Annotated in this window: 24 protein-coding genes; 9 read left to right on the forward strand and 15 right to left on the reverse strand. The window is 71.8% G+C overall.

Annotated features, from left to right (window positions below; all coding sequences use genetic code 11):
- Positions 1–65: 65 nt before the first annotated feature.
- On the forward strand, positions 66–407 hold the full coding sequence (locus VE614_RS32570) for an ATP/GTP-binding protein (protein WP_324945615.1): 342 nt from the start codon (positions 66–68) through the stop codon (positions 405–407).
- Positions 408–417: 10 nt separating this feature from the next.
- On the opposite strand, the gene VE614_RS32575 is transcribed toward VE614_RS32570, so the two are convergent.
- From VE614_RS32575 to mce, 7 genes are all read right to left on the reverse strand, one after another.
- Positions 418–1,269, reverse strand: coding sequence for an ABC transporter permease subunit (locus VE614_RS32575; protein WP_324945618.1), 852 nt, complete (start codon positions 1,267–1,269; stop codon positions 418–420).
- Complete coding sequence (locus VE614_RS32580; RefSeq protein ID WP_324945621.1) at positions 1,266–2,579, reverse strand: ABC transporter ATP-binding protein; 1,314 nt, start codon at positions 2,577–2,579, stop codon at positions 1,266–1,268. Before VE614_RS32580 ends, VE614_RS32575 begins: the two co-directional genes overlap by 4 nt.
- A gap of 123 nt (positions 2,580–2,702) precedes the next feature.
- Complete coding sequence (locus VE614_RS32585; RefSeq protein ID WP_324945624.1) at positions 2,703–3,473, reverse strand: ABC transporter permease; 771 nt, start codon at positions 3,471–3,473, stop codon at positions 2,703–2,705.
- A gap of 3 nt (positions 3,474–3,476) precedes the next feature.
- Entirely contained in the window at positions 3,477–4,427 is a 951-nt protein-coding gene (locus tag VE614_RS32590; protein WP_324945627.1) for an ABC transporter ATP-binding protein, read from the reverse strand.
- Positions 4,428–4,512: 85 nt separating this feature from the next.
- The gene (locus VE614_RS32595) at positions 4,513–5,448 is read right to left on the reverse strand and encodes a cellulose-binding protein (protein WP_324945630.1); all 936 of its coding nucleotides are present in this window, start codon (positions 5,446–5,448) and stop codon (positions 4,513–4,515) included.
- A gap of 219 nt (positions 5,449–5,667) precedes the next feature.
- On the reverse strand, positions 5,668–9,681 hold the full coding sequence (gene scy / locus VE614_RS32600) for a polarized growth protein Scy (protein WP_324945633.1): 4,014 nt from the start codon (positions 9,679–9,681) through the stop codon (positions 5,668–5,670).
- Positions 9,682–9,892: 211 nt separating this feature from the next.
- Positions 9,893–10,333 carry a methylmalonyl-CoA epimerase gene (mce, locus tag VE614_RS32605; RefSeq protein WP_073940977.1) on the reverse strand — a complete coding sequence of 147 codons (441 nt, stop codon included), beginning with the start codon at positions 10,331–10,333 and terminating at the stop codon, positions 9,893–9,895.
- 146 nt (positions 10,334–10,479) lie between these two features.
- Between mce and VE614_RS32610 the strand changes: the two genes are divergently transcribed.
- Positions 10,480–11,685 (forward strand): acetyl-CoA C-acetyltransferase, encoded by a 1,206-nt coding sequence (locus VE614_RS32610; RefSeq protein WP_324945637.1) that lies wholly within the window; start codon positions 10,480–10,482, stop codon positions 11,683–11,685.
- A gap of 44 nt (positions 11,686–11,729) precedes the next feature.
- Positions 11,730–12,686: a methylmalonyl Co-A mutase-associated GTPase MeaB gene (meaB, locus tag VE614_RS32615; protein WP_324945640.1), complete on the forward strand. Its 957-nt coding sequence runs from the start codon at positions 11,730–11,732 to the stop codon at positions 12,684–12,686.
- Positions 12,687–12,916: 230 nt separating this feature from the next.
- Here meaB and VE614_RS32620 read toward each other — a convergent pair whose 3' ends face one another.
- Positions 12,917–13,549, reverse strand: coding sequence for a PepSY domain-containing protein (locus tag VE614_RS32620; protein WP_324945643.1), 633 nt, complete (start codon positions 13,547–13,549; stop codon positions 12,917–12,919).
- Between the two features lie 120 nt (positions 13,550–13,669).
- On the opposite strand from VE614_RS32620, the gene VE614_RS32625 reads away from it, so the two are divergent.
- On the forward strand, positions 13,670–14,389 hold the full coding sequence (locus VE614_RS32625; RefSeq protein ID WP_324945646.1) for a response regulator transcription factor: 720 nt from the start codon (positions 13,670–13,672) through the stop codon (positions 14,387–14,389).
- Complete coding sequence (locus VE614_RS32630) at positions 14,386–15,795, forward strand: HAMP domain-containing sensor histidine kinase (protein WP_324945649.1); 1,410 nt, start codon at positions 14,386–14,388, stop codon at positions 15,793–15,795. The genes VE614_RS32625 and VE614_RS32630 overlap by 4 nt, the downstream gene beginning before the upstream one ends.
- 18 nt (positions 15,796–15,813) lie before the next feature.
- Here the strand turns inward: VE614_RS32630 and VE614_RS32635 are convergent, their stop codons facing one another.
- The 4 genes from VE614_RS32635 to VE614_RS32650 form a co-directional block, all read right to left on the reverse strand.
- Entirely contained in the window at positions 15,814–16,290 is a 477-nt protein-coding gene (locus tag VE614_RS32635; RefSeq protein ID WP_324945652.1) for a MarR family winged helix-turn-helix transcriptional regulator, read from the reverse strand.
- Positions 16,291–16,382: 92 nt separating this feature from the next.
- Positions 16,383–17,180 carry an AIM24 family protein gene (locus VE614_RS32640; protein ID WP_324945655.1) on the reverse strand — a complete coding sequence of 266 codons (798 nt, stop codon included), beginning with the start codon at positions 17,178–17,180 and terminating at the stop codon, positions 16,383–16,385.
- The gene (locus VE614_RS32645; RefSeq protein ID WP_324945658.1) at positions 17,177–17,827 is read right to left on the reverse strand and encodes an AIM24 family protein; all 651 of its coding nucleotides are present in this window, start codon (positions 17,825–17,827) and stop codon (positions 17,177–17,179) included. Before VE614_RS32645 ends, VE614_RS32640 begins: the two co-directional genes overlap by 4 nt.
- A gap of 1 nt (position 17,828) precedes the next feature.
- Positions 17,829–18,461: an AIM24 family protein gene (locus VE614_RS32650; RefSeq protein ID WP_324945738.1), complete on the reverse strand. Its 633-nt coding sequence runs from the start codon at positions 18,459–18,461 to the stop codon at positions 17,829–17,831.
- 195 nt (positions 18,462–18,656) lie between these two features.
- Here VE614_RS32650 and VE614_RS32655 point away from each other — a divergent pair, with 195 nt between their 5' ends.
- Positions 18,657–19,001, forward strand: coding sequence for a DUF3817 domain-containing protein (locus VE614_RS32655; RefSeq protein WP_324945661.1), 345 nt, complete (start codon positions 18,657–18,659; stop codon positions 18,999–19,001).
- On the forward strand, positions 18,998–19,294 hold the full coding sequence (locus VE614_RS32660; protein ID WP_324945664.1) for an MTH1187 family thiamine-binding protein: 297 nt from the start codon (positions 18,998–19,000) through the stop codon (positions 19,292–19,294). The genes VE614_RS32655 and VE614_RS32660 overlap by 4 nt, the downstream gene beginning before the upstream one ends.
- Positions 19,295–19,301: 7 nt before the next feature.
- On the opposite strand, the gene VE614_RS32665 is transcribed toward VE614_RS32660, so the two are convergent.
- The 3 genes from VE614_RS32665 to VE614_RS32675 are packed head-to-tail and all read right to left on the reverse strand — an operon-like array spanning position 19,302 to position 21,378.
- Positions 19,302–19,952 carry a TetR/AcrR family transcriptional regulator gene (locus VE614_RS32665; RefSeq protein ID WP_324945667.1) on the reverse strand — a complete coding sequence of 217 codons (651 nt, stop codon included), beginning with the start codon at positions 19,950–19,952 and terminating at the stop codon, positions 19,302–19,304.
- A complete protein-coding gene (locus VE614_RS32670; RefSeq protein ID WP_324945670.1) occupies positions 19,949–20,629 on the reverse strand; it encodes a DUF4166 domain-containing protein in 681 nt (226 codons plus the stop codon). The genes VE614_RS32665 and VE614_RS32670 overlap by 4 nt, the downstream gene beginning before the upstream one ends.
- Positions 20,626–21,378, reverse strand: coding sequence for a hypothetical protein (locus tag VE614_RS32675; protein ID WP_324945673.1), 753 nt, complete (start codon positions 21,376–21,378; stop codon positions 20,626–20,628). The genes VE614_RS32670 and VE614_RS32675 overlap by 4 nt, the downstream gene beginning before the upstream one ends.
- Before the next feature lie 222 nt (positions 21,379–21,600).
- On the opposite strand from VE614_RS32675, the gene VE614_RS32680 reads away from it, so the two are divergent.
- Both VE614_RS32680 and VE614_RS32685 read left to right on the forward strand, forming a co-directional pair.
- On the forward strand, positions 21,601–22,110 hold the full coding sequence (locus VE614_RS32680) for a MarR family transcriptional regulator (protein ID WP_324945676.1): 510 nt from the start codon (positions 21,601–21,603) through the stop codon (positions 22,108–22,110).
- Positions 22,111–22,165: 55 nt separating this feature from the next.
- On the forward strand, positions 22,166–22,504 hold the full coding sequence (locus tag VE614_RS32685) for a DUF3817 domain-containing protein (RefSeq protein WP_324945679.1): 339 nt from the start codon (positions 22,166–22,168) through the stop codon (positions 22,502–22,504).
- Positions 22,505–22,559: the final 55 nt, after the last annotated feature.

Here is a 22,559-nt window from a genome sequence, read left to right on the forward strand (position 1 = left end):
TACCCCTGTCGGGGGCGCGTAGGCTGGACAGGACCCGCTTCCTGTATAGCTCCGTGAGGTGTTCCGTGTCCCCGCGTCGCAACCGACCCATGGGCCCGAAGAATGCCGTCTCCGCCGGCCGCGGCGCCGAGGACGACCGGCCGGGCCGCTACGGCGGCTGGCAGTCCAGCGAGGACTGGGGCGGCGAGGAGTGGAGCGTGCGCCATGTCGCGGGCGCGAGTGCGCAGGGCAAGAGCTATCGCTGCCCGGGCTGCGAGCAGCTGATCCCGGACGGCGTCCCGCATGTGGTCGCGTGGCCCGCGCACGCGGGCGTCGACGACCGCCGGCACTGGCACAAGTCCTGCTGGAACGCGCGGGACCGCCGCACCACGCGGGTGCAGCGGTCCCGTAACGCGCCGAGGTTCTGAGCGGCCTTCTCTAGACGTCCCGCCGCTCCAGCAGCGCGTAGGCGCCCGCGAAGGCGACGGCGGTGACGCCCAGCATGATCCACAGCGGGTCCCAGCCCGACGGGCCCGACTCACTGAGGGAGTTGGCGTAGAAGACGCCGAGCTGGTTCGGGATCGAGTACTCGAACAGGAATTCCCGGAGGTCCTCCAGCGACGCGGAGAACATGAACAGCGCGACCACCAGCGGGGCGAGCACCGCGCCGATCATGATGGTGATGGCGCCCGCGGAGTGCCGGATGACCGAGCCGACGACGAGCGAGAGCAGTCCGAGCAGGGCGATGTAGAGCGAGACGCCGACCGTGGCCTTCAGCCACTCGCCGCCCGAGGGGTCCCGGGCGTCCACCATGCCGACCTGGGCGACGGCCACCAGCGCGGACGAGACCAGCGTCACGGTGAAGGCGACCGCGAAGAACACCATTGCCTTCGCCGTCAGCACCCGGCCGCGCGAGGGGCAGGCGGTCATCGTCGTACGGATCATCCCGGTGCCGTACTCGGAGGCGGTGGTCAGCACGCCGAGCGTGATGATGCACATGCTGCCGAGCAGCAGCCCGAAGAAGCCGAGGGCCAGCGCGCTCTCCGAGCCGAGGTCGCCCTCGGACGCCGAACCGCCCACCACCGTGCCGGTCAGCAGGCCGATGCCGATGACGAGCGCGACGAACACGCCCAGCGTCCACATCGTCGACCGCACCGACTTGATCTTCGTCCACTCCGAGGCGAGCGCGTGCCCGAGGTGGGTGCGGACGACGGGGATCGGCGAGGTGTAACCGGAGTACGGCGGCGTGCCGGGCGCGGCCGGCGACATCGGGGTCTGGGGCGTGCTCATCGGGCGTCCTCGGACTGGGTCGGGTCGGAGACGGGGGCGGGGGCGGCCTGCGGCGCGGCGGGCGCCGCCGGAGGAGCCGAGGGGGCGTCGGGGGCGGCCGGGGCCTGGTCCTGCGGCGCCGCGGGGACCGGGGCGGGCGCGGGCTGCCGCGGTGCCTGCTGGGCGTACGGGTTCGGCTGTCCGGCGCCGGGCACGGCGGGGGCGCCGGGAGCCTCCGGGCCGCCGTACGGACCCTGGGCGCCGTACGCCCCGGTCCCCTGCGGCGGCGCGAACGGCTGCCCGCCCTGCTGGGGCGGCGGCGGGGCGTACCAGCCCGGCTGGCCCTGGCCGGGCACCGGCATCGGCGGCTGCGCGCCGGGCGGCAGGGGCTGCTGGAGGCCCGCCTTCTGGTCGATGGTCGAGCGGTAGTCGACGACGGCCTGGGTCATCCGCATGTACGCCTCCTCCAGGGAGGCCTGGTGCGGCGACAGCTCCCACAGCCGTACGTCCGTCTCGTGGGCGATGTCGCTGATGCGGGGGAGCGGCAGCCCGGTCACCCGCAGGGCGCCGTCCTGCTCGGGCAGCACCTGGCCGCCCGCCTCGGTGAGCGCGGCCGACAGCTTCTCGCGCAGCTGCGGCTCGGTGTCCGGGGTGCGCACCCGGGCGAAGCCGGCCGAGTTCGCCGCGATGAAGTCCCGCACGCTCATGTCGGCGAGCAGCTGTCCGCGCCCGATCACGATGAGGTGGTCGGCGGTCAGCGCCATCTCGCTCATCAGGTGCGAGGAGACGAAGACCGTACGGCCCTCCGCCGCGAGCGACTTCATCAGGTTGCGCACCCAGAGGATGCCCTCGGGGTCGAGGCCGTTGACCGGCTCGTCGAACAGCAGCACCTGGGGGTCGCCGAGCAGGGCGGCGGCGATGCCGAGCCGCTGGCCCATGCCGAGCGAGAAGCCCTTGGAGCGGCGCCGGGCGACGTCCTGGAGGCCGACCACGCCCAGCACCTCGTCCACCCGGCGGGCCGGGATGCCGGACAGCTGGGCCAGGGAGAGCAGATGGTTGCGGGCCGAGCGTCCACCGTGCACGGCCTTGGCGTCGAGCAGCGCGCCGACCTGGCGGGGCGCGTTGGGCAGCTTGCGGTACGGGTAGCCGCCGATCGTGACCTGTCCCGAGGTGGGGTTGTCCAGGCCGAGGATCATCCGCATGGTCGTCGACTTGCCCGAGCCGTTGGGGCCCAGGAAGCCGGTGACGGCGCCGGGCCGTACCTGGAAGGAAAGGTTGTGCACAGCGGTCTTGTCGCCGTAGCGCTTGGTCAGGCCGACTGCTTCGATCATGCTCCGCACCCATCGAAAGGTTCAGGACAGCGGGGCACACGCCCCCGTAAGGGTTAGGAGGATACCGAGGCGCTGACGGTTCCCTTCAAGGTCGAGCAAAAACTCTCAGCCGACCGCCGGTGACTAGGCGTCCCGCCGCTTCAGCAGGACGTAACCGCCGACGAGGGCCGCGAGCACCCACAGCGCCATGATCCCGAGCCCGCCCCAGGGGCCGTACGGGGTGTCGTCGCCGACCGGCGGCACCACCTGCATGATCTTGCTGCCGGCCTGGTCCGGCAGGAACCGGCCGATCTTCTCGGTCGCGCCGACGTTGCCCAGGATGCTGGAGATCAGGAAGAAGAAGGGCATCAGGATGCCCAGCGACAGCATCGGTGAGCGCAGCATCGCGGCGACGCCCATCGAGAACATCGCGATGAGGGTCATGTAGAGCCCGCCGCCGATCACCGCGCGCAGCACTCCCGGATCGCCGATGGACGCCCTGAGATCGCCGAGCATCGCCTGGCCGAGGAAGAAGGCGGCGAAGCTGGTGGCCATGCCGACGGCCAGGACGAGCACGGTGGCGACGGCGAGCTTGCCGAACAGGAAGGTGCCGCGCTGCGGCACGGCGGCCAGCGAGGTGCGGATCATTCCGGAGCTGTACTCGTTGGAGACCACGAGCACCCCGAACACGATCATCGCGAGCTGGCCGAGACTCATTCCCGCGAAGCTGATGAACGTCGGGTCGAAGGACAGTCGGTCCCGGGCGCTCATGTTGTCGAACTCGTTCTTCGAAAGCGCGGAAATGAGCATTCCGAGTGCGATCGTGACCAGCACGGTGAGGGAGAGTGTCCATACTGTGGACGCGACCGAGCGGATCTTCGTCCATTCGGACCGGATGACCTGGGTGGCCGCCATGCCTCAACCCTTCTTCCAGCCATTGCCCCACTGCGTGCGCGCGGGCGCGCCGGAGTGGGCGTGGTATTCGACCGACTCGGCGGTCAGCCGCATGAACGCCTCCTCCAGGGAGGCCTGCTGCGGGCTCAGCTCATGCAGCACCACCTGCCGCTGCGCGGCCAGCTCACCGATCCGCTCCGGTTTCTCGCCGTCCACCTCGAACGCCCCGCCGCCGGCCGCCACGGCCGTGATCCCGGCACCGTGCAGCACATCGAGCAACCGCTCGGGCTGCGGGGTGCGGATCCGGACGTAACTGCGCGAGTTCCGCGCGATGAAGTCCGCCATCGACGTGTCGGCGAGCAGCCGGCCCTGCCCGATCACCACCAGGTGGTCCGCGGTCAGTGCCATCTCGCTCATCAGATGACTCGAAACGAACACCGTCCGGCCCTGCCCGGCCAGCGACTTCATCAGCGTGCGGATCCAGTGGATGCCCTCGGGATCGAGCCCGTTCACCGGCTCGTCGAACATCAGGATCCGCGGATCGCCCAGCAGCGCGGCGGCGATGCCCAGCCGCTGGCCCATGCCGAGCGAGAACCCCTTGGTCTTCTTGCGCGCCACCGCCGTCAGGCCCACGGTGTCCAGCACCTCGTGCACCCGCTGCGCCGGGATGCCGTTGCTCTGCGCCAGGCACAGCAGATGGTTGAAGGCGCTGCGCCCGCCGTGCACGGCCTTCGCGTCGAGGAGTGCGCCGATGTACTTCAGCGGGTCCTTGAGCCGGTCGTAGTGCTTGCCGTCGATCCGCACGTCCCCGGCCGTCGGCCGGTCCAGGCCCAGCATCATCCGCATCGTGGTGGACTTGCCCGCGCCGTTCGGACCGAGGAACCCCGTGACGATGCCCGGTCTCACCGCGAAGGTCAGGTTGTTGACCGCCACCTTCTCGCCGTACCGCTTCGTCAGCCCCTCGAGTTCGATCATGTCGCCACGCTAAAACGGGACAAAGCCCCCTGCCACCGGAGTGGCAGAGGGCTCTGTGCGGTGCCGGTTACCGGGACCGTGCCGGTTACCGGGACTGCTGGGCGGGCACCCCGCGGGAGATCGGCTCGTCCTCGGTCGGCGTGCCGGCGGCGGCCACCGCGGCGCCCGTCAGCGTGGCGAGCATCTCGCGCACGTTCGTGAGCTGGGCGTTGATCGAGTCGCGGCGGTTGGTGAGGGCGGCCAGCTCGCGCTCGGACTCCGAGCGGATCCGGTCGGCCTTGGCATTGGCGTCGGCCACGATGTCCTCGGCCTGGCGCTGGGCGGTCTCCACCGTCTGGCGGGCCCGGCGCTCGGCGTCGGTGCGCAGCTTCTCGGCCTCCAGGCGCAGCTGCTCCGCACGGTGCTCGATCTCGGCGAGGCGCTTCTCGGCCTTGGCCTGCCGCGACGCCAGGTCCCGCTCGGACTGCTCGCGGCGCTTGGCCAGGTTCGTCTCGAAGTCCGCGGCGGCCTGCGCGGCCTTGGCGCGGGTCTCCTCGAACAGCGCGTCGGCCTCCTCGCGCTTGGACTGCGCGTCCTTCTGCGCCTCGGCACGCAGCTGAGCGGCGTCGCTCTTGGCCTTCTCGACGATCCGGACGCCCTCGTCCTCGGCCTTCGCCTTGCGCTCGGCCGCGAACGACTCGGCGTCGTTGCGCACCTGCTGGGCCGCCGACTCGGCCAGCTCGCGGTGCTGCTCGGCGGCGCGGCGGGCCTCCTCGCGCAGGTCCTTGGCCTCTTCCTCGGCGAGCCGCAGGATCTTCTCGACGCGGGCACCGAGACCGGCGTACGACGGCTCGGCGTCGCTTACCTGGGCCTGGGCGTTCTGCGTTTCGAGGTGGAGCTCCTCGATGCGCTTTTCCAGAGCGGTGATGCGGGCGAGAGCACTGTCACGGTCGGAGACGAGCTTGGAGATACGTTCGTCCACCTGAGCGCGGTCGTACCCACGCCGCACAAGCTCGAAGCCGTAGGGGGAAGTGTCGCTCATGGGGTTCCTGTCGAATGAGACCGGTGAGGTGATAGGTGGAATCCTAGGGGCCAGAACGGTGTGTCATCGAGCGGATGCGTGTTTGATCTGGAGAATGACACCCCTTTTGAGTGGCTAACCGTCGGACTGCTTGCCAAACGCGTCATCAAAGGCTTGGCCAAAGGCCCCGTCGACGACGTGGCCAAAGACCCCAGGAAACACCTCCGTACCGCCTCTTGACTACCCGTCCGACGACTTGCCACCCGATCGGGGCGCGCCGACCGTCGCACCGGCCTTGACGCCGCCGTCCTTGCCGGCCGCCGGAGCCTCGAAGGACTCCAGCGCCTCCAGGACGTCCTGGACCCGTGAGATCTCCGCGTTGATGTCCTCGCGGCGGCGCATCAGGATCTCCAGCTCGCGCTTGCCCTCCGCGACCGTGCGCTCGGCCTCGCGGACCGCCTCGGCCTTCAGCTCCTCGGCCTCCTTGACCAGCTTGGCCTTCTTCTGCTCGGCCTCCTTCAGCAGCCCCTCGGCCTTCTTCACCGCGGCGATGCGCACCTTGCCGGCCTCGGAGTTCGCCTCCGACACCAGCTCCTTCGCCTTCGCCTCGGCCTTGGCCAGCTGCTCCTCGGCGGCCTTGATCAGCGCGTCGCACCGGTCGCCGGTCGACTTCATCGTCTCGGCGGCCTCACGGCGGGCCCGCTCGTGCAGCTCCTCGATCTCGGTGGTGACGCGATCGCGCAGCTCCTCCGCGCGCTCCCTTATCGCCGTGGCGTCCCGGCGCGCGCCGACCAGCAGCTCGTCCGCGTCCGTACGGGCCTTCTCCACCCGCGAGTTGCCCTCGATCGTCGCCTCGGAGACGATCCGCTCGGCCTCCTTGCGGGCCGCGCCCACCATGGTGTCGGCCTGCGACTCGGCGTCCGCGGTGGTCTTCAGGGCCTGCGTCTGAGCCTCGGTGAGCAGCTTGTCGGCCTCGGCCGCGGTCTCCGAGATGAGCTTGTCGACCTGCTCCGCCGCCTCCGAACGCCGCTTGTTGGCCTCCTTGCGGGCCTCGTCGAGGGTCCGCTCGGCCTCCTCGCGCGCCGCTGCGGTCAGCCGCTCGGCCTCCCCGGCCGCCTCGGTCCTGACCCGCTCCGACTCCGCCCGGACGCGCTCCGCGTGCGCCTGCGCCGACCCGACCGTCTCCGCGGCCTCGGCGCGCAGCCGCTCCGCCTCGCCGGTGGCGTCCGCGATCAGCTGCTCGGCGTTCGCCACCGCCTCGGTGCGCACCCGCTCGGCCTCGGTGACCGCGTCGGCCGTGACCCGCTCCGCCTCGGCCCGCGCCTCGGTGGTGACCCGCTCGGCCTCGGCCAGCGCGCCGGTGCGTACGCGCTCGGCCTCCGCCGCGGTCTCCGTGGTGAGCCGCTCGGCCTCCGTCAGCGCCTCGGTCCGCACCCGCTCGGCCTCCGCGGCCGTCTCGGTGGTGAGCCGCTCGGCCTCGGAGCGTGCCTCCGTGATGAGGGTGTCGGCCTGCGTCGCCGCGTCCGAGCGGATCCGGTTGGCGTCCTCCCGGGCGTCCGCGCGGGTGCGGGCCGCCGCCTGGTCGGCCTCCGCGAGATGGTCCGACGCCTCCGTGCGCAGCCGCTGGGCGTACTCGGACGCGTCCGAGCGCAGCCGCTCCGACTCGGCCATCGCCTCCGCCATGGTGCGCTCCGCGAGCGCCTTGGCGGCCTCGACCTCCGCGGTGGCGTCGTGCCGCATCCGCGCGGCGTCCTCACCGGCGCGCTCGCGCTCGGCGTAGGCGTCGGTGCGGACCCGGTCCGCCTCCTCCTCGGCCTCCCGGCGGGTACGGTCCGCCGCGTGCTCGGCGGCCGACCGCAGCCCGGCGATCTCCTCCTGGGCCTGCTCGTGCAGCCCGGCGACCGAGTCCCGCACCTGCTGCGCGCGCTGCTCGGCGGCCGACACCATCTCGGTGGCGCGCCGGTCGGCCTCCTCGACCAGCCGGACCGCCTCGGCCTGCGCCTCCTCCACGCGCTTGCGCGCCGAGGCCAGCAGCTCCTCGCTCTGCTCGCGGGCCCGCTCGCGCTCCTGGTCGGCCTCCTGCCGGGCCGCGCCCAGCGTCTCCTCCGCCTCGCGGCGGCGCCGGGCGGCCTCCTCCTGCGCGGCGGCCAGCGTCTCCGACGCCTCCGCGGCCAGCCGCTCCGCCGCGGCCTGCGCCTCGGCCCGCATTCGGTCGGCGCTCTCCTGCGCCTCCGTCTTCAGCCGTTCCGCCTCGGCGGCGGCCTCGGACCGCAGCCGTACGGCGACGGCCTCGCCCTCCGCGCGGGACGCGGACGCGTCGGCGGCGGCCTCGTTGCGCAGCCGCTCGGCCTCCGTCTCCGCCTGCTGCTGGAGCGTACGGATCCGCTCGGCCGACTCGGCGCGCAGCCGGTCGGTCTCCTCGGCGGCCTCCCGGCGCATCCGGGCGGCCTCCTCACGGGCCTCCGTCAGCGCCTGCTCGGCGGCGGCCAGCCGCTGCTCGGCCTCGGCCTGGAGGCGGGCCAGCTCCTCGGCGGCCTCCGCCTGCCGGGCCGCGACCGCGCGCTCGGTCTCCTCGCGCAGCTCGCGCGCCACGCGCTCGGCCTCCGCCTTGATGCCCTCGGCGTGCTCGACGGCCTCCTCGCGGTGGCGCTCGGCCTCCGCGCGGGTGCGCTCCAGGGTCTCCTCGGCCTGCCGGCGCAGCGTCGTGGCCCGCTCGATGGCCTCGGTGCGGACCTTCTCGCTGTCGGCGGTGGCGGTACGACGCAGCTCGTCCGCGTCGGCTTTCGCCTTGGCCAGCAGCTCCTCGGCGGACTTGGCCGCCTCCTCGATCTTCGCCACGGCCTCCTTGCGGGCCCCGGCGCGGATCTTCTCGCCCTCTTCGACCGCGTCGGCGCGCAGCTGCTCGGCCTCGCCGCGCAGCCGGCGGGCCTCCTCCTGCAGCTCGACCGTCTTGGCGCGGTACTCCTTGGTGTCGTCCTTCGCCGCGCCCTTGAGCTGCTCGGCGATGTCGTGCGCCTCGGCGCGCAGCCGGTCCGCCTCGGCCTCGGCCTCCTTGCGGATCCGCTCGGCCTCCTCGGCGGCGGCCCTGGTGGTCCGCTTGGCGTCCTCGGAGGCCTTGGTGAGCACGTCCTCGGCGGTCTTGGCCGCCTTCGACAGCTGGGTGGCGGTCTCCTCGGCGGTGACCGTGCGGGCCTTCTCGACGGCCTCCGCGACGATCTTCTCGGCCTCCGCGCGGGCGTCCGCGACCAGCTGCTCGGCCTCGGCCTTGGTGCTCTCGGCCTCCTTGGTGGCCTCGCTGACCAGCCGGGCGACCTGCTCCTTCGCCGTCCGCGTGCGGGTCTCGTTGGCGGCCTCGGCGCTGGACAGGGTCTTGGCCGCGGCCTCCTTGGCCTCGGTGACCAGCTTCTCCGCCTCGGACTGCGCCTTGCGCAGCGCCTCCTCGGCCTCCGCCATCCGCTGCTCGGCGGCCCGGCTCAGCTCGGTCGCCTGGCGGCGGGCCGCCTCCGACTCGGTGGCGGTCGTGGTGCGCAGCTGCTCGGCGTGGTCGGTGGCCTCCTGGGCCTGCGTGGAGGCGGCGTTGAGCAGCCGTTCGGCGTCCGCGCGGGCGCGGCGCAGCAGCTGCTCGGCCTCCGCGCGGGCGGTCTCGGCCTCGCTCCGCAGCCGCTGGCGTGCTTCGGCGGTGAGCCGTTCGGCCTCCGCGCGGGCGGCGGCCATCGCCTGCTCGGCCTCCGCGCGGGACTCCTCCAGCAGACGGCGGGCCTGCTGCTCGGTGCGGGCGCGCAGCTGCTCGGCCCACGCCACGTTCTCGTTGACGTGCGACTCGACGGTCTGCCGGCGCTCGGCCAGCTCCTGGTCGAGCTGCTGGCGCCGGGTCACCGCCTCCTGGTGCAGCTCGGCCTGGAGCCGGGCGGCCTGCTCGGCGTGCTCCTGGAGGATGCGCTGGGTCTGCGCCCGGGCCTGGCTCAGTTCGCGCTCGGCGTCGGCGCGGATCTGGTCGGCCTGCATCTGCGCGTTGCGCAGCAACTGTTCGGCCTGGTAGCCGATGTCGGCGCTGTCGTAGGCGGGCCGGGTCATGAGGGTACGGCGCGCCTCGTGCAGCTTGGCCCGCAGCACCTCGACCTGGTAGCCGAGGTCCTCGGCGTGCTGGATGGCCTTTTCCCGCTCGGTCCTCAGCCGCTTCATCTCGGCCTCGAACCGAGAGAGGTGGTCGACGTCAGCCGCCGGCTCTCGCTCCTGGCTCTCGTAGCCCCGCACTGCGCGGTCCCATCCGTCCCCTGGTCGCAAGTCTCTCCAAACGAGCTCCGTCCATCCGCCGAACGGGGCCCCCGGGGAATGGTGTCAGATCAACGACGGAGCATGGGCTGCTGCCCCGACGCTCGTCCCCCGAAACCCGGACCCCGGCACGGGTCGCCCCGGTGGAAGCGGGGCGACCGACCCCAACCCTACCGGCCCCTATGTACGAGGGTCAGTGCTCAGGTGACTCAACAGGGGCCGAAGTGACCAGTTCTGTCAGAACTCCATGGCAATCCTTGGGGTGCAGGAAGGTGATCCGGGACCCCATGGAGCCGCGCCGGGGCTCTTCGTAGAGCACCCGGACGCCCTTGTCCTTGATGGCGGCGGCGTCGCCGTCGACGTCCGCGGTGCCGAAGGCGATGTGGTGCACGCCCTCGCCGTTCTTGGCGAGCCACTTGGCGACGGTGGAGTCCTCCCGGGTCGGTTCCAGGAGCTGGAGGTACGAAGCCCCGCCGTCGGACGTATCGTTGATCTTGAGCATGGCCTCGCGCACGCCCTGCTCCTCGTTGACCTCGGAGTGGAACACCTCGAAGCCGTAGGTGGCACGGTAGAACTCGACGGTCTTGTCGAGGTCGAAACAGGCGATCCCGATGTGGTCGATTCGCGTCAGCATGGACTCAGTGCAGCGCTCCGGAGGTGGTTACGCAACGTGCGCGCGATCACACCGACAGCCCGATGACGGGCGGGATACCGCTCAGTACATTCGAGTAAACCCTCGTTCACTCCTCGGCTGTGCAGCCGGTAAGGGGATCGCAGCTCATGTCTTCTGCCACGAACGGCACGACATCCGTCATCGTCGCGGGTGCCCGCACCCCGATGGGACGGCTGCTCGGCTCGCTGAAGTCCTTCTCCGGAGCCGACCTCGGCGGCTTCGCGATCAAGGCCGCCCTCGACCGTGCGGGGATCGGCGGCGACCAGGTGCAGTACGTGATCATGGGCCAGGTGCTCCAGGCCGGAGCCGGCCAGATCCCGGCCCGCCAGGCGGCCGTCAAGGCGGGCATCCCCATGAACGTCCCGGCGCTCACCATCAACAAGGTGTGCCTCTCCGGCCTCGACGCCATCGCGCTGGCCGACCAGCTGATCCGCGCCGGCGAGTTCGACATCGTCGTCGCAGGCGGCCAGGAGTCCATGACCAACGCTCCCCACCTGCTGCCGAAGTCCCGCGAGGGCTTCAAGTACGGCGCGGTCCAGATGCTCGACGCCATGGCGTACGACGGTCTGACCGACGCCTTCGAGAACATCGCCATGGGCGAGTCGACGGAGAAGTACAACACCCGCCTCGGCATCAGCCGTGAGGCACAGGACGAGATCGCCGCCCTGTCCCACCAGCGGGCCGCCGCCGCCCAGAAGAACGGCATCTTCGAGGCCGAGATCACCCCGGTCGAGATCCCGCAGCGCAAGGGCGACCCGGTCCTGTTCAGCAAGGACGAGGGCATCCGCGGCGACACCACCGCGGAGTCCCTCGGCAGGCTGCGCCCGGCGTTCTCCAAGGACGGCACCATCACCGCCGGCTCCTCCTCGCAGATCTCCGACGGTGCCGCCGCGGTCGTGGTGATGAGCAAGGCCAAGGCGCAGGAGCTGGGCCTGGACTGGATCGCCGAGATCGGCGCCCACGGCAACGTCGCCGGTCCGGACAACTCTTTGCAGTCGCAGCCGTCGAACGCGATCGCGCACGCCCTGAAGAAGGAGGGCCTGGAGGTCTCCGACCTCGATCTGATCGAGATCAACGAGGCCTTCGCCGCGGTCGCCGTCCAGTCAATGAAGGACCTCGGCGTGTCCACCGAAAAGGTGAACGTCAACGGTGGTGCCATCGCCCTGGGGCACCCGATCGGCATGTCCGGCGCCCGTCTCGTGCTGCACCTCGCCCTGGAGCTGAAGCGGCGCGGCGGCGGTGTCGGCGCGGCCGCCCTGTGCGGTGGCGGCGGCCAGGGCGACGCGCTGATCGTGCGGGTGCCCAAGGCCTGAGTTCCCGAAAGCGGACGAGCGGATCTCTAGTGAACGGAGCTGTGATGCAGGACGTCTCCTCGCTGGTCGCCCAGGCCAGGGAAGGCCGGCCGCGGGCCGTGGCCCGGCTGATCTCCCTGGTGGAGGGGGCGTCCCCGCAGCTCAGGGAGGTCATGGCGGCGCTCGCCCCGCTGACCGGCAACGCGTACGTCGTCGGCCTGACCGGCTCGCCCGGCGTCGGCAAGTCCACGTCCACGTCCGCGCTGGTCACGGCGTACCGCAAGCAGGGCAGGCGGGTCGGCGTACTCGCCGTCGACCCGTCGTCCCCCTTCTCCGGCGGCGCCCTCCTCGGCGACCGGGTGAGGATGTCGGAACACGCCTCGGACCCGGGGGTCTACATCCGCTCGATGGCCACGCGAGGCCACCTGGGGGGATTGGCCTGGGCCGCCCCGCAGGCCATCCGCGTCCTGGACGCCGCGGGCTGCGACGTGATCCTGGTCGAGACGGTCGGCGTCGGCCAGTCCGAGGTCGAGATCGCGTCCCAGGCGGACACCAGCGTCGTCCTGCTGGCCCCCGGCATGGGTGACGGAATCCAGGCGGCCAAGGCCGGAATCCTGGAGATCGGCGACGTCTACGTCGTCAACAAGGCGGACCGGGACGGGGCCGACGCCACCGCCCGCGAGCTGAACCACATGCTCGGCCTCGGTGAGTCCCGTGGTCCCGGCGACTGGCGGCCACCGATCGTCAAGACGGTCGCCGCGCGCGCGGAGGGCGTCGACGAGGTCGTCGAGGCCCTGGAGAAGCACCGGGCCTGGATGGAGGAGCGCGGCGTCCTCGCCGAGCGCCGCCTCGCCCGCGCCGCCCGCGAGGTGGAGACCATCGCGGTCACCGCCCTCCGCGAACGCATCGGCGACCTCCACGGCGATCGTCGCCTGTCCGCTCTCGCGGAACGGATCGTGGCGGGTGACCTGGACCCGTACCGCGCGGCGGACGAACTCGTGGCGAGCCTCACGGAGTCCTGAGGCGGCGCTCGCCCAGCGTGGCCGCGCGGTCCTGCCGGGTGCGGGCCGTGGGGGGTTGCTCGCGCAGTTCCCCGCACCCCTGAAGACGCGGCTCGGCCGCCTGGGGAGCGTCCCGCAGGCCGGGCGGGCGTCCGGCTGGCGCGTCAGCGCCTCCCGGGGGCGCGGGGAACTGCGCGAGCCATCCGGCCCGCACCCGGCGACCGACCTCGGCCCCGCGGGGCGTCCGCCGCTCAGTCCTCGTCGGACGCGTCGTCGGAGTCGCTCCGCTCCGCCGTGGCCTTGCCCGTCCTCAGGTCGACCTGCCAGTCCTGGTCGGAGCCGGCAATCTCCACGCTCCAGCCCGCGCCGTGCTCGTCGTCGTCGAGGTCCACGGACCTGACGACCCCCTTCGCGGCGGCGGCAGCGGCCTCGGCCGCCTCCCGGGCGTCCACGTCCGCCCCCTTGAGCAGGCCGCGCGCCTCGACGGCGTCGTCCTCGTCGCGGTCGGTGCCGGTGCCGAGGATCTTCCCGGTCGCCGGGTCCACGTGGACGGTGTGCACGGTGCGGCCGGAGCCGAGGATGTCGACCTCCCAGCCGCGGTCGTCGACGCGGTTGCCGTCGTCGCCGTCCTCGCCGTCGTCGTCCCGCTCGTCGTCGAGGTCGGCGGAGACGACCGTGCCCGGCTGCGCCTTCAGCGCGGCGTCGATGGCCTGTACGACGGTCAGCTTGCTCGCGGGCGCCCGGCCGGTGTCGTCGCCCGCGGCGACACCCGCGCCCCGCGCCGCCCTCGCCTCGCCGGCGTCGCCGTCCGCGAAGGCGACCGCCGCTCCGCCGCCGATCAGGGCGGTCGCGGTGACGGCGGCGATGACGATGTTGCGCTTCATGGGGACCCTCCAAGAGGTCGGCTGGCTCGGTTCGACGGGATCCACTCTGCCGAGCCGAACCTGAAGCCACGCTGAAGCCGCCTGAAGAGGGCTTCAGCTTCGGTTTGCCACCCTGTCCTCATGCGCCCGTCCGTCACCCACCACCGCCCTGCTCAAGGCGCCGCGCGCCGCCCCTTCAACCTCCTGATCGTCGAGGACGAGAAACGCCTCGCCCTGTCCCTGGCCAAGGGCCTCACCGCCGAGGGCTACGCCGTGGATGTCGTCCACGACGGCCTGGAAGGGCTGCACCGGGCGAGCGAGTCGCCGTACGACCTGGTCGTGCTCGACATCATGCTGCCCGGCATGAACGGCTACCGGGTCTGCTCGGCCCTGCGCGCCGCCGGCCACGACGTACCGATCCTGATGCTCACCGCGAAGGACGGCGAGTACGACGAGGCGGAGGGCCTGGACACCGGTGCGGACGACTATCTGACCAAGCCGTTCTCGTACGTCGTCCTGGTGGCCCGGATCCGCGCGCTGCTGCGCCGCCGCGCCGCGGGCGGCGGGACACCGGTGATCGAGGCGGGCGGGCTGCGGCTGGACACCGGCGCCCGGCGGGTCCTCAGGGACGGGGCGGAAGTGCCGCTCACGGCGAAGGAGTTCGCGGTGCTGGAGCAGCTGGCGCTGCGGGCGGGCGAGGTGGTCTCCAAGGCGGAGATCCTGGAGCACGTCTGGGACTTCGCCTACGAGGGCGACCCGAACATCGTCGAGGTGTATGTCAGCGCCCTGCGCCGCAAGCTGGGCGCCGGACTGATCCGTACGATGCGCGGCGCCGGGTACCGGCTGGAGGCCCCGCGATGAGACGTCTGTTCGGTTCGGTGCGGGCGCGCGCCACCTGGGGCGCGACGCTCGTGGTCGCCGTGGCCCTGATCGCGGCCGGCGCGGCCGTCCTGCTGTCGCTGCGCGGCAACCTGGAGGGCAGGGCGGACTCGGAGGCGGACGGCGTCGCCCGGCAGATCGCCTCCCGGGTCGCGGCGGGCACCCCGTACGCCGATCTCGACCTGCCCGACGCCGACGACAACCCGGTCCAGGTGGTCGACGAGGACGGCCGGGTGCTCGCGGTCAGCGAGGGGCTGGAGGCGATCAGCGGCACCGGCGTCCCCGGTGTCACCCCGGTCCGCGGCGGCGCGCCCGAGCCGGAGGAGGACGAGGAGGAGAGCCCCGAGCCCGGCGAACTCGGCGACATCGTCTGGCACGGACAGGGCACCGCCACCGTGGAGGGGGAGCGCGGCACGTACCGTTTCGCCGCGGCGGAGGCCACCGACGGCCGTGACGAGTCGGTCCGCGTCTACGCCGGGGCGTCGCTCGCGGCCCAGCAGGACGCGGTGCGCACGGCGGCCGGCGTGATGCTGATCGGATTCCCGCTGCTGCTCGCCGTGGTCGGCTCGGTGACCTGGCTGGTCACCCGGCGGGCCCTGCGCCCGGTGGAGGGGATCCGCCGGGAGATGGCCGAGATCACCGCCTCCGAGGACCTGTCCCGGCGGGTGCCCGAACCCGGGACCCACGACGAGATCGCCCGCCTGGCGCGCACCACCAACGAGACGCTGGCCGCGCTGGAGACCTCCGTGGAACGCCAGCGCCGGTTCGTCGCCGACGCCTCCCACGAGCTGCGCAGCCCGATCGCCTCGCTGCGCACCCAGCTGGAGGTGGCCGCCGCCCATCCCGGGCTGCTGGACCTGGACGGGGCGGTCGAGGACACCGTACGCCTGCAACGGCTCGCCGCCGATCTGCTGCTGCTCGCCCGGCTGGACGCGGGGGAGCGGCCCGCCGGCACGCGGGTCGACCTGGTGGCGCTGGCCCGGGAGGAGGCGGCGGGGCGGGCGCTGGTGACGGTCGACGCGGAGCCGGCCGAAGGGGGTGTGGAAGTGGCCGGATCGCGCGGTCAGCTGGGGCGGGTCCTCGCCAACCTGCTGGACAACGCCGAGCGGCACGCGCGCTCGTCGGTCACCGTGAGCGTGCGCCGGGACGGGGACCGGGCGGCCGTGGTGCGGGTCGCCGACGACGGGAACGGGGTGCCGGAGGGCGACCGGGAGCGGATCTTCGAACGGTTCGTCCGGCTGGACGACGCCCGCAGCCGCGACGAGGGTGGCGCCGGACTGGGCCTGGCCATCGCCCGCGACGTCGCGGTCCGCCACGGCGGCACCCTCACGGCCCGCGGTGCCCCGGCAGGCGGAGCCCTGTTCGAACTCCGCCTGCCACTGGCCTAGTCCTTTGGCACTACGTGGTCAGGGACGGCCCCGATGCCCCCGCAGATGCTCGGCGATGGGCTTGAGGGCCTTGTCCAGCTCGGTCAGGGCCTCGGGGGAGAGGAGGTCGATGAAGTGCCTGCGCACGGACGCCACATGGTGCGGGGCGACCTTCCGCATGGTCTCCATGCCGTGGTCGGTGAGGACGGCGAACAGTCCCCGGCGGTCGGACTCGCAGTTCTCCCGGCGCACCAGGCCGGCGTTCTCCATGCGGGTGATCTGGTGCGAGAGGCGGCTCTTGGACTGGAGGGTGGCGGAGGCGAGGTCGCTCATCCGCATCCGCAGGTCCTCCGACTCGGAGAGATTCACCAGGATCTCGTAGTCGTTTATCGTCAGGCCGAACGGCTGAAGATCCTTTTCGAGCTGGTACGTCAACAGCCTGTTGACCTCCAGGTGGGTGCGCCAGGCACACTGCTCCGTATCGGTCAGCCAGCGCGTGGCCGTCTCGGTCTCCATGAATGAAGTCTACCTAAGAAGTTGAATTGTGAACTAGTATAGGTGGTGTGACGGTGCGCACGCGTTCGATGTCACACTCTGCAGACTACCGCTCACAGCCCGAAGCGACGCTGGAGGTCCCCCAGCTGTCCGGGAAGGCGCGGTGTCGCGGCCTGCGCCCCGTGCCCTCCGGACATCCCGCCGCCGGGAACTCCCGGTTCGTGCGGAACCGCGCCCGTGTCCTGCCCGGACATCAGGGTCTCGGTCGACTGGAGCAGGACGGTGCCGGCCCCCACGAACTCGAACTGGTGCTCCTCTCCGGAGGCCCCGCCGAGGCCCGTCATCGCACGTAGACCGCCCAGGACACCCGTCAGATACCCGTGGTCGTAGTGATGGCACGGGGACGGGCAGTCGGCCCAGCCGACGAGTGCCTGCGGGTCCACCCGGATCGGGGGTTCCATGAACACCACCGGCCCGTTAGATGCGGCTACGAACCGTCCGGTTCCGAGGAGGGTCAGAAAGCCCGGCACGATCGACTGCTTGAGGGACAGAGTTGGCTGAAAAGCGAGCAGATTGCCTGCCCGAACGGTCAGATTGCCGTCCTCCAGGTCGAACGAGTTCACATCGAAGGCCCGGTCGGCGAGCAGCATCTTCCCCGAGCCCTCCGCCACCACCCAGTCCGAGGCGTGCAGCGGTGAGTGGAACGAGGTGCGGACCAGCCGCTCCAGCCGGCCGTGCCCCACGCCGTTGAAGTCGATCGAGCCGTAGTAGGCGATCATCTTCCCCTTCTGCAGGAACCACTGGGTTCCCTTCAGCTCCACACAGAAGGTGTACGGGTTCACGTTGTCGTCGGCCGGGAGGGTGGCGGGGTCGAACACCGCCGGGCCGCCGGGCGTCGCGTAGGTGCTCACAGCTTCTCCTCCGAGGCCTGGACGTAGACCACACCGCTCCCGCTCAGCTCCAGCTGGAACGCCTCACCGGAGCCCCGGCCCACCATGTCCCGCCAGCCGAGCGCCGTCGACAGCCTGTTGCGGACGTCGCCGTGGTGGGCCACGTAGGCCTGCGGGTCGACATGCACCGGACGCTGCGGCGTGATCGGGATCTCCAGCACGCCGCCGTGCGCCATCACGGCGACGGCGCCGTGCCCCTTGAGGGTGGTGGTGAACAGCCCCTGCCCGCTGACCTGGCCGCGCACCATGCCCATCACGCCGCCCTGGGATCCCATGAACATCGTCCCCTGCTGGAGGGTGCCCTCGAAGGCCAGCAGCCGGTCCGCCTCCACGTAGAGCGTGTCACCGGTGAGACCGATCACCTGGACGTGATGGCCGCCGTGCCCGAAGAGGACCGTGCCGCTGCCCTCGACGGTCATCAGCGGGGTGTCCTCGTCGGCCAGCCGGCGGCCGATCATCGACATGACGCCGCCCCGGCCCCCGGCCAGGTTCGGGGTGAAGGACACCTCGCCCCGGTAGGCGAGCATCGCTCCGCGCTGGCTGAACAGCCGCTGACCCGGTACGACGGTCGCCTCGACCATCTTCGCGTTGATCTCCCGGAAGGTCATCTCACACGTCCCCCGCCATCGTGTTCCGCTCGCTGGGCTGGACGTAGACCAGCCCGTCCCCCTCGAACCGGATCTGGAAGGCCTCGCCGCCGCCTTCCCCCATGACGGTGCGGAAGGTCACACCGGACTGGAAGGACTGCCGCAGATTCCCCTGGTGCGCCACATACGCCCCCGGGTCCACGCTCAGCGGATACCGCGGGCTGACCCGCAGCACCACCGCGGGCCCGTCCGAGGTGATCGCCGCCTGCCCGTGCCCCTCGACGGTGGTGGTGAACAGCCCGTTGCCCTGCGAGGCGCCGCGCAGCCCGGTGAAGCTCGTGCCGGTGCGCAGGCCGCCGTCGGCCGCGAGCAGATTGCTCGACTCCACGTAGAGCTTGTCGCCCTGGAGGCTCACCAGGTTGATCTCGGACGCCCGGTCCGCGAACCAGCACGTCCCGTGCCCCTTCACCTCCATCACGGTCAGCTGCTCGCCGGTGATCCGCCGGGTCACCATCCCGCGGATCCCCTCACCGCCGCCGCTCAGCTTCTTGAAGGACATCTGTCCGTCGTACGCGACCATCGACCCGTTCTTGGCGCGCACGGCGTCCCCGGTCATGTCGACGGCGAGCACCCTGCCGCCCTGAAGTCGGAACATCGCCACGTTTGTGACGGTAGCGGCCGGGGGTGCCCGCCGACAGTGCCCGGGACCCTGAACGGACCCGGAGCGGACCCTGAGCGCATCCCCGGGGCGGCCGTTTGCCACAATGGAGCGACGTTTGTGCATCCGTTCACAAAGCGACCCCGTCCTTGGCGCATCCGCCGCCAGCGAATCTCCCACCGAAGGTGACCTGTGGACATCAAGACCGCCAGTGCCCTGCGCCGCCTCCGCCTGGTCTCGGCTCCCGAGGCCGTCTCGTTCCTGATCCTGCTCGTCTGCTCCGTGCTGAAGCGGACCACGGACTTCAACGCGGTGCCCGTGATGGGCGCGGTGCACGGCGTGCTGTTCGTCCTGTACGTGATCTTCTGGGCGGACGCCTGGAACCGCGCCAAGTGGCCGTTCAGGACCGCCGCCCTCTACTTCGTCCTCTCGGTCCTGCCCACCGGCGGCTTCTTCGCCGAGCGCATGCTGAAGCGTGAGGCCGAGGACGCGGTCATCGCCACCCGTGCCCGCAGCGAAGGGGTCGTCCAGGCATGATCGTCGCCTTCTCCGTGACACCGCTGGGCGTCGGTGAGGACGTGGGGGAGTACGTCGCCGACGCCGTGCGGGTGGTCCGCGAGTCCGGCCTGCCGAACCGCACCGACGCGATGTTCACCTCGATCGAGGGCGAGTGGGACGAGGTCATGGACGTCGTCAAGCGGGCCGTGGCCGCCGTGGAGGCGCGGGCGCCCCGGGTGTCCCTGGTACTCAAGGCGGACATCCGGCCCGGCGTCACCGACGGCCTCACCTCCAAGGTGGAGACCGTGGAACGGCACCTGGCCGCCGAGTAGACCCGCCTCAGCGACGGGCCGTGCGGCGCAGCTGGTGCCGTACGGCCCGCTGGGCCACCGGACCCAGTTCCTCCAGGGCGCTCACCAGGGCGCCGAGCTGTTCCAGCGCGTCCAGCGCCGAGGCCGCACCGGCCGCGTCCACCCCTTCGTACAGCTCGATGCCGACGAACGACGCCGCCACCGCCCGTGCCAGCCCCGCCGGATCGGTGAACTCGGTGAACGGCGTCCCGGCCAGGACCCGGGTGAGAACCCGCTCGATCTCGTCGGTCCACAGCTTCAGGCCGCCCGCCGTGGCGGGGCCGAGGGCGGTGTGCGTCTGGGCGCCGGCGAGCAGCTGGCCGAGCAGGGCGACATGGCCGCCGGCCCGCTCCTCCTCGTGGATGGCGCGGCCCAGCGCCAGCAGCTCGGAGAGGGACGTGACCGCGGCGAGCCGGGCGCGGTGGCGGGACACCGTCTGCTCCGCGCCGTACCGGCAGGCCGCCGCGAGCAGCTCGTCGACCGAGCCGAAGTGGTAGAAGACGAGCGCCTGGTTGACGCCGGCCGCCGCGGCGACCGTGCGCGCCGAGGTCTTCGCGATGCCCTGTTCGGTGAGGGTGCGCAGCGCGCCCTCCAGCAGCTTGGTCCTGGTCTCCTGGGACTTGGTGGTCTCGGGGCTCATGCGCGGGACTCCTCGCGGACGGGGCGCAGTCCGGGCCGCACGCCGCGGGCCCGGATGCCGGTGTACGTCGCCGTGAAACCGCCCTCGTAGCCGAAGAGGGGGCCGAAGTGGTCGTTGACGACGCGGACCCGGATGCGGAACCGGCCCGTCGTGTCGTCGAAGGACTCGCGCACCTCCGCTGTCGCCCCGATCAGCCCGGGCACCCGGACGTCGACCGGGCCCTCCCGGAAGCGGTGCTCGCCGGAGCGGATCAGCAGGGAGCCGTCGGGCTCGGCGCCGAGATGCAGCTCGCTGGCCAGGTGCTGGTGGGTGCCCAGGTAGTCGAGGACGCGGTCACCCTTGGGGCTCAGCACCATCTGGGCGTCGAAGCGGCGGGAGCGGCCGGGCAGCAGGAAGGTGCGCACGAAGCTGACCGTCTCCCGGCCCAAGGTGTCGGTGTACGGGACGTTCTCGATGACGAAGGGCACGTTCCGGCCGGTGCGCGGGACGAGGATGTTGCGGGTGGCGCCCAGGGCCAGGAACGGTTTGACGAAGGCCCCGCCGTGCCAGATCCGGCTCATCACGCCCCGGCCCGTGCACGCTTCGCCGCTCGCCAGGCCGACGGAGAAGCGGCGTCGCAGCTCCGGGTGCAGCCGGTCGAAGTCCGGCCCCATCGCCGTACGGAAGATCGAGGTCATCGCGGGTTCTCCAGGGTGCGCAGCAGCCGGGGGGCGCACGCCCGCGTGGGCGGGGTGCGCAGGCAGCGGCGGGCCGCCGGGGTGCGGGACAGGGGCGCTTTGAAGAGGGCCAGGCAGATGGCGACGGCCAGCAGCAGGGGGCAGAGGAACGCCGTCGACGCGGCGAACGGGCCCAGCAGGCGCAGCGCGGAGCCCTGGGCCAGGCCGGTGGTGGCCGCGGCGATCACCAGGCCCCGGACGGCCAGCTCGGCGATCCAGTTCGCCAGCGCGCGTTCCGGGGTGACGCCGTGCTCCAGCCACAGGCGGAGCCGGTCGAAGGACCAGGCCGTCGCCCAGCCCATGAGCGGGCGGAAGGCGAACCGGTCGGCCAGCGCGCCGAAGGCGCCCCAGCGGGGGCGGTAGTCGTAGCCGGTGAGGAAGCGGACGCCGTCGCCGTCGGGGACGTAGCGCCAGTAGCCGCTGCCCTCGGCGAGCGGGGAGAGCGGATGCGGGGAGAAGAAGCGCAGGGCGGAGGTGCGGGTGCCGTCGGGGCGCTCCTTCTCACCGGCCGAGACACCGGTTCCGGCGAGGGTGAGGAAGGGCAGCACCCGGGTGGCGTAACGGAAGTGCTGCGGTTCGCCCTCCGCGCGCGGGAGATGGTCGATCTCGGTGAAGCGCAGGTCCCAGCGCTGGTGCTGGGAGGGCTCCTGGGTGCGGGACCAGAGGTCGTCGAGGCCGGCTCTTATCCATGTCTCTATGTAGAGACCCATGTCGTATCCCCCGGTTCGCCGAGCGTGTGCTTCGAGCGTGTGCTTCGAGCGAGTGCTTCGAGCGTGTGCTTCGAGCGTGTGCTTTGAGCGAATGCTTAATTCGCCGGGCAGGACCGTAGCACGGCCTTGAGCGACCGCTCAAAGGGGTGGGGCGAAGATGCCGGGGACCGAAAGGCGAGACAGGGCTGACCGGCATATGACCGGCCGGTAAGGTCTGATGACGTGCCGAAGCCGCTCAGCCTCCCTTTCGATCCCATCGCCCGCGCCGACGAACTCTGGAAGCAGCGCTGGGGGAACGTGCCGTCCATGGCCGCGATCACCTCGATCATGCGCGCCCACCAGATCCTGCTCGCCGAGGTGGACGCGGTCGTCAAGCCCTACGGGCTGACCTTCGCGCGGTACGAGGCACTGGTGCTGCTCACCTTCTCGAAGGCCGGCGAGCTGCCGATGTCCAAGATCGGCGAGCGGCTGATGGTCCACCCGACGTCCGTCACGAACACCGTGGACCGCCTGGTCAGGTCCGGACTGGTCGCCAAGCGCCCCAACCCCAACGACGGCCGCGGCACCCTCGCCTCCATCACCGGCAAGGGCCGCGAGGTCGTCGACGCCGCCACCCGCGACCTGATGGCCATGGACTTCGGCCTCGGGGTCTACGACGCCGAGGAGTGCGCGGAGATCTTCGCGATGCTGCGGCCCCTGCGCGTGGCGGCACACGACTTCGAAGACGAGTGACCGCGGCCGGGACCCCGGACAAGATCTCCCGGAACGGGTGGTTACGCTCGTACGCATGAAAAAGAGCGTGCTGACGCGCTACCGCGTCATGGCCTACGTCACCGGTGTGCTGCTCGTCCTGCTGACCTTCGGCATGATCGGCAAGTACGCGCTGGACAGCGACGGCGCGGCGGACTTCACCAAGGTCGTCAGCATCGCCCACGGCTGGCTGTACGTGCTCTACCTGGTCTTCGCGTTCGACCTGGGCTCCAAGGCCAGGTGGCCGATCGCCAAGCAGGCGTGGGTGCTGCTGGCCGGGACCATTCCGACCGCCGCGTTCTTCGTCGAGCGGAAGATCAGCCGCGAGCTGGAGACCCAGGTGGCGGACGGCGAGCCGACGGTCGCCAAGGCCTGAGCAAACAGCCGTACGCACCCGCGTACGGCTGTCAGCCATCGACATTTACTTGGAC

This window comes from Streptomyces sp. (assembly GCF_035645055.1).
In the GTDB taxonomy this organism is placed as follows: domain Bacteria; phylum Actinomycetota; class Actinomycetes; order Streptomycetales; family Streptomycetaceae; genus Streptomyces.